Source organism: Paenibacillus taichungensis (assembly GCF_013359905.1).
In the GTDB taxonomy this organism is placed as follows: Bacteria; Bacillota; Bacilli; order Paenibacillales; family Paenibacillaceae; genus Paenibacillus; species Paenibacillus taichungensis.
The window spans coordinates 64,966-76,808 of the sequence record NZ_JABMCC010000121.1 but is presented as its reverse complement, the minus strand read 5'-3'; the positions used below and the strand labels follow the sequence as shown (position 1 = coordinate 76,808).

Annotated in this window: 10 protein-coding genes; 4 read left to right on the top strand and 6 right to left on the bottom strand. The window is 47.4% G+C overall.

The window, feature by feature from the left end; translation table 11 throughout:
* Window positions 1-64 precede the first annotated feature (64 nt).
* From HP548_RS28060 to HP548_RS28050, 3 genes are all read right to left on the bottom strand, one after another.
* Window positions 65-901, bottom strand: coding sequence for a sugar ABC transporter permease (locus tag HP548_RS28060; protein WP_076290382.1), 837 nt, complete (start codon window positions 899-901; stop codon window positions 65-67).
* On the bottom strand, window positions 898-2,253 hold the full coding sequence (locus tag HP548_RS28055; RefSeq protein WP_076290383.1) for a carbohydrate ABC transporter permease: 1,356 nt from the start codon (window positions 2,251-2,253) through the stop codon (window positions 898-900). Before HP548_RS28055 ends, HP548_RS28060 begins: the two co-directional genes overlap by 4 nt.
* A gap of 96 nt (window positions 2,254-2,349) precedes the next feature.
* A complete protein-coding gene (locus HP548_RS28050; protein WP_175383479.1) occupies window positions 2,350-3,636 on the bottom strand; it encodes a sugar ABC transporter substrate-binding protein in 1,287 nt (428 codons plus the stop codon).
* A gap of 458 nt (window positions 3,637-4,094) precedes the next feature.
* Here HP548_RS28050 and HP548_RS28045 point away from each other — a divergent pair, with 458 nt between their 5' ends.
* Complete coding sequence (locus tag HP548_RS28045; RefSeq protein WP_175383478.1) at window positions 4,095-5,123, top strand: LacI family DNA-binding transcriptional regulator; 1,029 nt, start codon at window positions 4,095-4,097, stop codon at window positions 5,121-5,123.
* Between the two features lie 125 nt (window positions 5,124-5,248).
* Here the strand turns inward: HP548_RS28045 and HP548_RS28040 are convergent, their stop codons facing one another.
* Entirely contained in the window at window positions 5,249-6,007 is a 759-nt protein-coding gene (locus HP548_RS28040) for an SDR family oxidoreductase (RefSeq protein WP_175383477.1), read from the bottom strand.
* 191 nt (window positions 6,008-6,198) lie between these two features.
* On the opposite strand from HP548_RS28040, the gene HP548_RS28035 reads away from it, so the two are divergent.
* The 3 genes from HP548_RS28035 (at window position 6,199) to HP548_RS28025 (ending at window position 8,824) form a co-directional block, all read left to right on the top strand.
* Window positions 6,199-6,807: a TetR/AcrR family transcriptional regulator gene (locus tag HP548_RS28035; protein ID WP_076290386.1), complete on the top strand. Its 609-nt coding sequence runs from the start codon at window positions 6,199-6,201 to the stop codon at window positions 6,805-6,807.
* A 167-nt stretch (window positions 6,808-6,974) separates the two neighbouring features.
* A complete protein-coding gene (locus HP548_RS28030) occupies window positions 6,975-8,015 on the top strand; it encodes a cupin domain-containing protein (protein WP_063566019.1) in 1,041 nt (346 codons plus the stop codon).
* 101 nt (window positions 8,016-8,116) lie between these two features.
* On the top strand, window positions 8,117-8,824 hold the full coding sequence (locus tag HP548_RS28025; protein WP_175383476.1) for a YoaK family protein: 708 nt from the start codon (window positions 8,117-8,119) through the stop codon (window positions 8,822-8,824).
* A gap of 105 nt (window positions 8,825-8,929) precedes the next feature.
* On the opposite strand, the gene HP548_RS28020 is transcribed toward HP548_RS28025, so the two are convergent.
* Window positions 8,930-10,069: a toxic anion resistance protein gene (locus HP548_RS28020; RefSeq protein ID WP_063566020.1), complete on the bottom strand. Its 1,140-nt coding sequence runs from the start codon at window positions 10,067-10,069 to the stop codon at window positions 8,930-8,932.
* 81 nt (window positions 10,070-10,150) lie between these two features.
* Window positions 10,151-11,839, bottom strand: a complete 1,689-nt coding sequence (locus HP548_RS28015; RefSeq protein WP_076290389.1) for a vWA domain-containing protein — start codon at window positions 11,837-11,839, stop codon at window positions 10,151-10,153.
* Between the last annotated feature and the right edge of the window lie 4 nt (window positions 11,840-11,843).

Below are 11,843 nucleotides of genomic sequence, written 5' to 3'. Positions count from 1 at the left end.
ATTGGTGGCCTGAATATGTTCTACAGGCTGTCTATGCCATTTGGGTGTTTATCCTCTTAACCTTTTATCCTTTGGAAGCGCCAGAGGTCAGCCCCTGCACCAGGAAGCGTTGCAGGAATACAAACAATAACGTAATTGGAATGGCGATCAGTACCGCCCCGGCAGCAAACATCGTAAAGTTACTGTCCTGATAACGGCTAACCAGATCCCACATGCCAACTGCAAGTGTCCAGTTCTCTTTTGTCCGAAGTACCAGTCGGGCAAAAATAAAGTCCATCCACGCACCAGTGAAGCTGGTTAAGGCTACATAGGTCAGCATCGGCCGGGACAACGGCAGAATGATACTGGTGAACACACGCAGATGACTGGCACCATCAATTCGTGCTGCTTCATCCAAACTGCGCGGGATGGTATCAAAGAACCCTTTGACAATAAATCCACCCAACACGGCTCCGGACGAATAAACCAGAATCAACGCGGCATGGGTGTCCAGCAATTTGATCTGAAGCAAAATAATATAAATGGCAATCATGCTCATGAAGCTGGGAAACATCCCCAGAATCAACATCGTGGATAGAATGGTCTTACGACCGCGAAAACGGAAACGGGACAAGGCATACATGCCCAAAGTAACCATAAGCGTGGAGAAAATCATCGTGAAAAAGGCGATCTTCAACGTGTTCAGATACCATGTGCCATACATGAACGACGGGTTGGTAAACAATTCCCCGTAATGGGCCAGCGTGAACGCTTCAGGCCACAGACGTTCGCTGTAGAGCGCTGCCCCTGGACGCAGGGACGAGAGAAATATCCACAAGACGGGATACACCGATACGATGGCAATGATGACCAGCAGCACATAACTGATCGCCAGACGCATGGGATTATTGCGCTTTTTCATTGAATCATGTCCTCCTCCTTGAACGATTTGGAACGACGGAAATTCCAGATGGAGAACGACGCAATAATCAGGAAAATAATGATGCCTACCGCCGAAGCCATATTGAACTTGTTGTTATCCAACGTTAATTTATACAACCAGGTCACGAGAAGATCGGTTGATCCCGCATATTGATAATCACCACGCAGCGGATTACCGTTCGTCAGCAGGAAGATGACGTTGAAGTTGTTGAAATTCCCAGCAAATTGCATAATGAGCACCGGTGTCGTAGCGAACATGATAAAAGGAAGCGTAATGATGCGGAACTTCTGAAAGCCGGACGCACCGTCTACCTCAGCCGCTTCATACAAATCCCGTGGAATCGCCGTCAGCACGCCCAGTATGAGAACCATGCTGACTGGAATTCCAATCCACATGTTTACAATGACGACTGTAACTTTTGCCCAGAATGGATCGGTTAACCATGGCAACCCCTCAAGGCCAAAAGCCTTCATATACGTATTAATCGGACCAAACTGTCCGTTGAACAGGTTACGCATCAGAAGCAGTGAGATAATCTGTGGAATGGCATAAGGAAGAATGAATATCGTCCGCCATACCTTTTTGAAACGAATACCTTTCTGCTCGATGAGAAGTGCAACCAGCACCCCGCCGAAATACGTAGTGACCGTTGCCAGGATGGCCCAGATTACGGTCCACGTTAATACGCCAAAGAAGGTATGGCTCCACGATTTAAGCTGGACCAGATCCGTGAATGTCTTGAAGCCGACCCAGTCCACCAGCTTGGCAGGCGGAATATGATCCGGTGCCGAGTAATTGGTGAAGGCCAGGGTAATCGTAAACAAAATCGGCATAATGGTGAAAAACAGGATGCCGAGCGCAGGGATGGATAAGAAAAGATACGGGAATTGTTTATCGAGCAGATATCTCAGGGAAGCAGAAGCTCTGGTGGCCTGCTTGCCTTCCTCTCTTAATTTTCCCGTGATGTACGCATCCCGGATATTGAATATATACAGAAGAAGAAAAACGAAAAATACCAAAAGTACTATGATTCCGTTGAGCAGCAAAAAGATGGAGTGGTCGCCCTGCTGCAGCACCGTTGATCCATTGACCTTGACGAAACGCTGCGTCTGCTCGCCCAGCGTCCATACCCCCCATACAGCATGATTCAAACGGGGTATCAGATATGCGAGTCCCACTCCCTCTAGGATCAGAAAACAAATTCCCTTGATCCATTGACGGTTATACAACTGTCCAAGTCCTTGCAGGACAACGGACAACACAGCCGCTGTCATACGATGCTGTCTTTCTCGATTCGGCTTAACAGTGACTGGAACATGCTGTTGTTTCATTCATTCCTACTCCTTCCCGGCAAGCGAAGTTACCGATCAGTTATAGCAGAGTGCAGAGGACATGTTAGCTTCCTCTGCACCTGCTCATTTTTTATTTTATTGGGTGGTTGCAAGGCTCTCCTTGACTTGTTTGACTGCGTTATCCAGAGAGGTTTTTACATCCTTGCCTCCATCCCATATGTCGGTAATCGCCGCGCTGATGGGACCCCACACGCTATCCATGGCAGGAAGCGAAGGCATTGGGGTGGAGTTGTTGAATTGCTCAAGGAATGCCTTCGTGATTTCATCTCCTTGAATCCTCGGATCTGCCGCCACGTCTTTATTGGCCGGGAGAGTTCCGTTCATCTCAAAGTTGACCATCTGGGATTCGGCACTGGAGAGATAGGCCGCAAACAGCTTGGCAGCATTCGGATAGGTTGTAAATGCATTGACGTAATATGCCTTGACTCCAGAGAAGGAGGTCATCGGTTTGCCTTCAATTGCCGGGAGTGGAGCCACACCGAAGTCAATGCCAGCATTGCGATAATCGGCGATGGACCAAGGTCCGTTAATATCCATGGCCAGTTTCCCGCTTGAGAAGAGACCTTTCTTGATGTCATAGTTCACATCACCCATCTTCACAGGCAGTACTTCCGATTTCAGCGTTTGCAAGAACTGACCGCCCTTGATGGCTCCCTCATTGTTAAGACCAATATCCTCGCTGTTCATGCCTTCATCGCCAAAGATATATCCGCCCTGAGAAGCCAGATAAGCAAAGTTGTAATAAAACTGCTGAAGCTCCCACATCAAGGTGTATTTGTTGTTTTTGGTGTCATTAAAGGTTTTGGCAAAGCTGATAATGTCATCAAATGATTTCGGTGCTTCGGGATAAAGCTTTTTGTTATAAAACAACGCATAGGTCTCTACGCTGTAGGGATATCCGTATAAGATGTCTTTGAAAGTTACGGCTTTAACCGCATTGTCACTGGTAGATTGTGTGGTCTGTTGCTCAAAAATATCGTTCGGCAAGATCAGTCCTGCTTCTGAAGCGCTACCAATCTTGTCATGCGGGAAAACGACTACATCCGCAGCCAATCCTGCGGGTCCGTCCGTAGTGAGCTTGGTCACTTGATCGGTCGGTGGCAATTCCTCGATCTTTACAGTAACGCCGTACTCCTCTTCAAATTTCTTCGCACGCTCCTCGATAAAGCTGCGCTGATTTTTATCCTCCCATATGACAAGGCTCGCGCCCTCTTCTGGCTGAATATTTTCCGCGGTCACCATGGTTTCCCCAGTCTCACCGCTGTCTGTTGTGGTTGGCGCAGCGCCTCCACCTCCGCTTGAACATGCGGTAAGTGCAAGTGCCATGAAACCTGCAAGTGCTGCTTGCTGCCATTTTCTCATTGAATTTCCCCCTTTTCGTAGTCTTGATCGATGCTGTACTCGCGCTTTTCACCCGTTTTTCTGTGTACTGTTCCTGTACTCCGAAGTTCGTCGTGGTTCCGTTTGAAAGTAATACAAACGTTTGCTCATATTAACCTCAGACTGGTCCAATCCTTATGTAATCGGGATGAATATTCTAGGAAGTATGTTGATTTAAGTCATGTAAGCGCTATAATAACAATAACATCATACAACAGGAAACTTTATTTGTACAAACGTTTGCACAAGTCATTTTCGTTCATTTTCCGTCACTTTTGTGGTGTTTCTTTCTGTAATTTCCTATTTGCTTGATCTCCCACCATCTTCCTTTATTTTTCGTTTCCCCTCTTTACCATGAAGTAGTTAGCAATTGATTTATCGAAGTCTTTGAATTAACATAGGAGACATGTTGAAATGCTTGTACAGAAGGGATTTTTCACATGATTACAATCAAAGATATTGCCAAATTGGCGGGTGTATCCCCTTCTACGGTCTCACGGGTTATTTCCAACCATCCCAGAATCAGTTCGGAAACATCACTCAAAGTGAAGAAAATCATGAAAGAAATGAATTATCATCCAAATATGATGGCCAAAAGCCTTGTTTCCAAAACGACTCAAACCCTGGGTATCATGCTGCCCCGACCTGCTGAAGAGCTGTTTCAGAACTACTTTTTCGGAGAATTGCTTCGGGGAATCATTACCCATGCCACCCGTATGAATTATGAACTTCTTCTCTCCACCGAAACGTCTTCCAGCGATGAATTGAATGCCATATCTCGCCTGGTACATGGGCGGCGCGTGGATGGCATTTTGCTGCTTGGCTCCAAACGGGAAGACCCGATTATTTCATTTTTGGAGGCGGAAAAGTTTCCTTTTGTACTGATCGGCCGCAGCGAAACGCATCCTGATGCTCCGATGGTGGACAACAACAATGTACAGACAGCTTTCGATGCAACCACACATCTGATTGCCCAAGGGCATAAACGAGTCGGATTTGTTAGCGGACCACCAGATTTGACGTTGTCTCATGATCGCCTGCTTGGATACAAAAATGCGCTTGAAGAAGCGGGTCTTGATGCTAACAATGACTGGATCGTGGAGGGAGAATTCCTGCAGGAAAGCGGCTTCCGGTCGATGTCCCTGTTCATGTCGCTACCCGACAGGCCTACCGCTCTCGTTGTCATCGACGACAATGTTGCGTTTGGCGTGCTTCGCGCTCTGGCCGAGCTGGGATACAACGTTCCTGAAGATATAAGTGTTGTGAGCTTTAACAACATTGCCTTGTCGGAACTTGCTTCGCCGCCGCTTAGTTCGATTGATATCGGAACTTATCAACTGGGCTATACTGCGGTTCAGGTATTGTTAAAAATTCTAAACGGTGAACACCTGCCTCAGAATCCTGTTATTATTCCGCACCGCTTGATTGTTCGGGATTCGTCCCTATTTACGTTATCCGGGAATGCGTAGACATGTTTGTGCAAACGTTTGTCCTACTGCCCTAATGTTCCACATTCACGCCTGTTGTGGACATGCAAAAAGAAGCCCATACATTGGTATGAGCTTCTTTCCATATTTCAGTTATAAACGATGGATTAGTAAGAGCTCCATCCTGCATCTGCCGTTACAACTGTTCCGTTCACGAAGCTGGATTCATCGGAACCAAGGAACAGCGCCACCTGTGCAATTTCTTCACTCGTCCCCACACGTGGATTGATCGCCATGCCCAGCTGTTGTCGCCCTGCACCAAATGGGCTTATCCCGTCCATGGACGAACTGATGTTGGTTGCCACCCCGCCTGGAGCAATGGCATTACAACGAATGCCTTGTTCGGCATACATGAAGCCAGTGTTTTTCGTTAATCCTACCACTGCATGTTTGGAAGCCGTATAGGCTGCACCTGCTCGTCCACCGTTTAACCCACCTGCTGAGGCGATATTCACAATGACTCCTTTTTGTTTCTCCAGGAAGATTGGCAACACTTTGCGTGTTGCACGCATGACACTGGTCGTGTTGATTGCAAATACTCTTTCCCACTTGTCATCCAGAACATCAGCAACTGGCTCCATGCCGTCCATAATGCCTGCATTATTGACCAGAATGTCCACGGTTCCATAGGTGTTAACCGTCGTATCGAGCAGGTTCTGAATATCCTCTTCCTTCGCCACATTCGCAACCACAAACGTCGCTTCTCCACCATTTGCCTTGATATCCTCAGCAACTGCCTTCGCTGAAGCTTCATTGATATCCGATACAACCACCTTAGCACCTTCTTGCGCGTAAAGTGTTGCAATTGCTTTGCCCATGCCAGAACCCGCACCTGTTACTACAGCTACTTTATCTTGAAGTCTCATAATTGTATCAACCTCCATGTATTCGTTTACAATAAGTTAACAAACAAATGTTCATTAACTCTTATCATTAGTATAATAAGTCATAGCATTCCTGTTCAATCAGTAAAAGCTTGTCCAATTGTACGTTAATCAACACTTCTAATTCCAAATGTACTTTATCTTAAAATACCTGTTTACGAGGAGTACTGCATATGACCGAACTTCCGAGTTCCATGGATCGAAGAATTAAGAAATCCAAAGCGGCACTAAAGGATGCCCTCATCCAATTGATGCAAAAGCAGCCGTTCAAAGAAATATCCATTACCGATATCGTACAGCTGGCGGATCTGAATCGGGGCACCTTTTACAGGCACTATCAATACAAAGAAGACCTGTTCAATGAGATCATCGATGACATCATTAAGGATCTGGTCTTCTCCTATCGTGAACCTTATCTGGATAAAGAAATATTTGAAGTAAGTCATATGCCCTCTTCGGCAATCAAAATATTCGAACATGTGCATCAGCATGCGCAATTCTACACCCTTGTTGTGAAATCGGAGGCATCATCCAATTTTCAGCAAATGATTTGCGATGTTCTGCGTGACCTTGCCCTTCAGGACCTCAACGAAATATTTCCGTCCCACATCAATCGCGAGCTGCTGGCAAGTTATCAATCCCATGCGATATTCGGCATGATTATTGAATGGATTCGACAAGAATTCAAACATACTCCGGCTTATATGGCAGATGAGTTATTTAAAATCATTAATTTCAAACCTGGTAATGTCGTGTACCATACCTCGTATAAGTCGCCCTAAGTACAACACGTACAGACAAACCAGCATAAGTTTTGAATGAAAGTCTCTCTTTTTCCTCATATTAATCAGGAATCAATTGAATAGTTTCTCAAAATATGGGTAAAAGGTATGAACGCCATATTTAACTATTTACATGTGTACCTAATATAATATGAGGAGGAATCATGATGACATCTTTCAAATATCGACTTGAACAAAAAGAACCCCGTACAGGCCCGGGCGGTATTACCCGCGGTGCTTCCGTTCGGGATTTTCCTGCGTCCATTGGAATAGCTGGCGTATCCATGCGCCTGGAACCGGGAGGCATGCGTGAATTGCACTGGCATGCCAATGCGGCGGAATGGGCTTATGTGATCAGCGGCTCCTGTCGCACCACTGTCATTCATCCGGACGGACATGCGTACACCGATACATTTGAGCCAGGAGATGTGTGGTATTTCCCACGTGGTTACGGACACTCCATTCAGGGATTGGGACCGGACGAATGCCATTTTATTCTGATATTTGATAATGGTGATTTCTCGGAAGATCACACGTTCAGCATTACCGATTTCCTGTCTCATACACCAAACAACATTGTTGCCCAGAATCTTGGGATTACCCCGGAGCGAGCAGCGAAATTGCCTCAAGGCGAAGCCTACTTCGTCAAAGGGCCTGTCCCTAATGACAGTTCCTCTTCTGGAACCTATCGCCGCAATTCAGAGCTGACGACTCCCCACCGATACCCGCTACATGCCAAGCAGCCCAGACGTGCGCCAGGCGGCGGAACACAGCGTACGGTTACTGTCGAAGATTTCCCCATCTCCACCACGATGGCCGGATCATTGATCGAGCTGCAACCAGGCGCATTACGAGAGATGCATTGGCATCCAAACGCCGACGAATGGCAGTACTACATTAGCGGCACTGCCGAAATGACCGTATTTCTGGCAGAAGGTCATGCCGTGACAGAGCAATTCGAAGCAGGTGATGTGGGTTATGCGCCAATGGGTGCAGGTCACTATATCAAAAATACGGGAGATGAGGTCTGCCGTGTGTTAATCGGGTTCAACAGCGGACATTATGAAGCTATTGATCTGAGCGAGTGGCTCGCAGGAAACCCTGATGATGTCCTGTCCACAAATCTGGAAATGTCCAAAGAGGAAGCCGAACAGCTTCCGAATGATACTCTTTTTATCGCACCTGACCCGAATAAATCGAAGTCATAGTTCAACTACCCGGTACCTATTGAACATAGGGCTGAGTTATTAAATCCTTCTGTCTTATTTCACGGAACCAATCCATTATCATGGAAAAGGGGTTGGACATCATGGCTTCTGCTTCCGATTCGACCAGTGATCGCAAACATGTGGGGCATACCGTAGAACGACTGGAGCCGGGTCTTTCCCGGCTTCTACTGTCATGTGTGCTTGTGCTGATCTCCGGTTTCATTGATGCGGTCGGATATCTGCAGCTGGGGAAAATATATCTGTCTTTCATGAGTGGTAACAGTACCAAGCTTGGTATCGCGCTATTTGAAGGAGACTTTGCTGTATTAACGAATATAGGTCTAGTCATCTTTTTATTCGTTGTAGGCGCCTTTATCGGTACGTTAATCACAGATCGAGCGGGAAAATGGCGCCTGGCGGGCATCTTGGGCTTTGAATCCCTGCTGTTTGCCGGTGCTATTGCATTCTTGCTGTTCCTCCATACCCAGAGCGTGCTTTTCCCGATTGTCGTTGCCATGGGTATGCAAAACACTATGCACCAGATGGTTGCTCATGCTGATGTGGGCAAAGGATTTGTAACAGGCACATTATTCGGTATTGGACAGGCACTGGCCAAAGCCGTTCGGAGTAAGGCTCCTGCTTCCGAATGGGCAGTACTCGCCCTGTCCTGGGTTATTTTTGTGATCGGTGCAGCTCTGGGAGCACTGTTATTAACCCAAGGAAGCCTGCTACTTGCTCTGATAGCTTCACTGGCTCTGCTTCTTCTGCTGATCCCCTACGTCCTCCATGTTCAACGTGATTTGACCTAATCAGCAGGAAAGCAAAAAAACGGTTGAACCAGATCTTATCTGAGTTCAACCATTTTTTGAGGTCATGCATGTAACTTCCTTGTGTTCTTCTCACTGCCTTTCAAACTACAGCCCCAGCTTCTGCCCTTTCTCCAACCGCTGAATCTGTTGCTCTCCGGTATCCGCCAGTTCACGGAACTGATTAATCGTCTCCCGCATCCGTGGCAAGGCCTCCTGCTTATAGAGACTGATGGAGTCGAGCGCGGAAAGCACATCTGTGAAGGCCTGCTTCATCGTATCAACGGAAATGCTGGCCTCATAAGCTTGCTTCTGGATGGCAATGCCCTGATCTTTCAGCATTTTGGACGTACCTGCGATCAGGTCGTTGGTCGTCCGGTTAAGCAGTTCAATCTTCTGCAATACAATCTTCTGATTGTAAAGTGCACTCGCGACGGTGACGGCAATTTTCAATGCCGAGATCGTTACATTTTTGGCGCGATCCACACCGCGGATCAATTCCTTGTTGTTGCGGATGACAACTTCAATTGCCATGATGCCCTGTTGGTTCACCACCAGCATTTGCTGTAAATCCATGACCCGCTGACGAAGTGGGAACAGCACTTCTTCCGTGATAAAACGGACTTTCTCCGGGTCCTCATTACGTACTTTGGCGGCTTCGATCTGTGCGTCAATTGACTCATCCATCAGCACGCCAAGCTGAATTTCCTTTTGCAGTCGTTTGGTGAGTTCCCGCAGATTTTGCTGTTCAATCTCCAGTGTTGTATTATCGTTTCTCAGGGTCGCTCTGCCTTTATCCAGCGAAGTCACGATATCGGCGATAACCGCGTCGGCCTTCTGGTATTTCAGGAAATAGGCCCGCAGCGGATTAAACAATTTACCGAGGAATCCGGTCTTGGCAAAGTCGACCACGCTAGGGTCGAGATCCTTCAGTTGCATATGCAGCTCGGTCAAGCCTTTGGCGACCTGACCGCCCTCGTCTCCCGTCTTGGACAGATGTCCAACGGAGACTTGAAGCAACGCGTTTTTCTCAGAAGAAGATCTCATCGTGTTCATGCCAAAGCCGTCAATGGATTGCAGAATCTCCTTACGTTTCTCCAACGATTCGAGATCGAGTGTCATGATCATCTCCACATTGGCATTTGCGACTTGCTGCAGTTCCGCCACCTCGGCAGGTACGGGCTTTATTTCCTCCTCTATTACCTTCTGAATTTCCTTCTGGCTAGGTATCTCCATCGAAAACGACATCCAAGTTCCCCCTTCAATTACGTGCTATATAAAATGGAATAATGAACCTTACATTAGGTCACTTCGAGTGCAGTCCCCGTGCTACATCTGCACGTTGAACAGGTTACCGATTTTGTACACCACATCGTCTGTATCGGCGTTAATGCTAGCTGCTTCGTTAATGCTGGAGATACTCTCCAAAGCTTTGATGTCCGCGTTATAACCGATCGTGTAGATTGGCACTTTGTACGTCTCAACCAGATCACGAATATCCTTCAGTGTATGACCCTCATTGGTCTCTCCATCACTTAGGACAAAGATCAGTGGTTTCACATTTGGATTGGTAGCCATATAATCTTCAAGCATCTTCATCGCCACGACGATCCCATCAAAGGTTGCCGTACCGCCACCCGCTTGCAGGCTATCCACCGTACCAACAAACATCGACTGCTGATTCGTATCATACTTGGCAATTGGCAGATTCACCGTTACTCCACTAGAGTAGGAGACGAGGCCGATGCTGTTATCTGTGCCAAGGAACTTCTGGCCTTTGCGCAATGATTCCTTGAGTCGGTTCAGCGGTTCGCCGTCCATACTGCCGGATACGTCGGTTACAAATACGGCGGCAATCGGTTTACTGCCGTTCTTTTTCTCTTTCCACACTTTCTGAGCGGACAACAAGGTGCCACCATCCACTGTGTTCAATTCAGACTTGTAGTCCTGCAAGCCGTTGAAGCCGAATTCCTCAGCCGATTGCTGATACTTCGCTTGGGTTACGAATTCTGCATACTTCTTAATAATCTCTTGCTTGTTCTGCGGCAGTTGCCCCAGTGCATACAGCGGGCTGTCATGTCTTACGCCAAAAGGGGTAAAGACGTATCCACTTTTCAGATCTGCGGTGTTTACGTAAGTCTGGTACTCCAGTACAAATGCGTCCAGTCGGCCTGACTTGGCTGCCTCACGCATCTGAATGGTTGTGGACGCCGTAAACGGTACGTTCGCTTGGAACTTCTCAAAACCCTCAATCGCTTTCTCACCAAGCGGATTGGAGCTGTCGTATGTGTTGAGTGCCGTCACGAGAAAGTTTAGGCCCGTGGAACTGGCAAATGGATCGGTGTACCCCATCGCGAGCTCATTGTTGGCAATCGCTTCGGTCACGGTTTTTACATTAACCGATCCGTACGTGTCGACCAGCGCATCATATTTGGCTTTCGAGATGACGATACCAGGAACGTTCCCCACCAGTCTTTTGGATACCAGGTCTGTCTTTACTCCGCTTGCAGCTACCATCTCGCCCCATAACTCATTCGAAGGGGTAAACGCATCAGGCACATATTTACCAGACTTAATATAATCAGCCGCCGTACCGGATGCGATATTGCGTAATTTTACCGAAACCTGTTTGCCGCCAACGGTAATGTTAGCCTTGTTGAACTCTTCGGTTACTTCGGTTAACCAGCCATCCGCTCCGGTTCCCGCCTTCTCGATGGAAGAAAAGATCTCTACATAATCATTCGTTGTATTCTCGACCGTGATCGGAAATTTGGAGATGTCCGGCAGTGATTCAGCCACATCCACCGGGTCGAGATCAATCTGTCCCTTCACGGGTTCAGCCGTTGCCGGCGCAATGTCCGCATACAGCTTGCCTAACTCTTTGCCTGCATTCTCTGTCGTTACCTGTGTGCTGGATTTACCAACGTTCGACGTCAGCGTAATCCCTGCATATACGAGGCCAAACACGAGTACCAGCATCACGATCGATATGAAAAAAAACTTTCCCTTCTTAGCCATACGT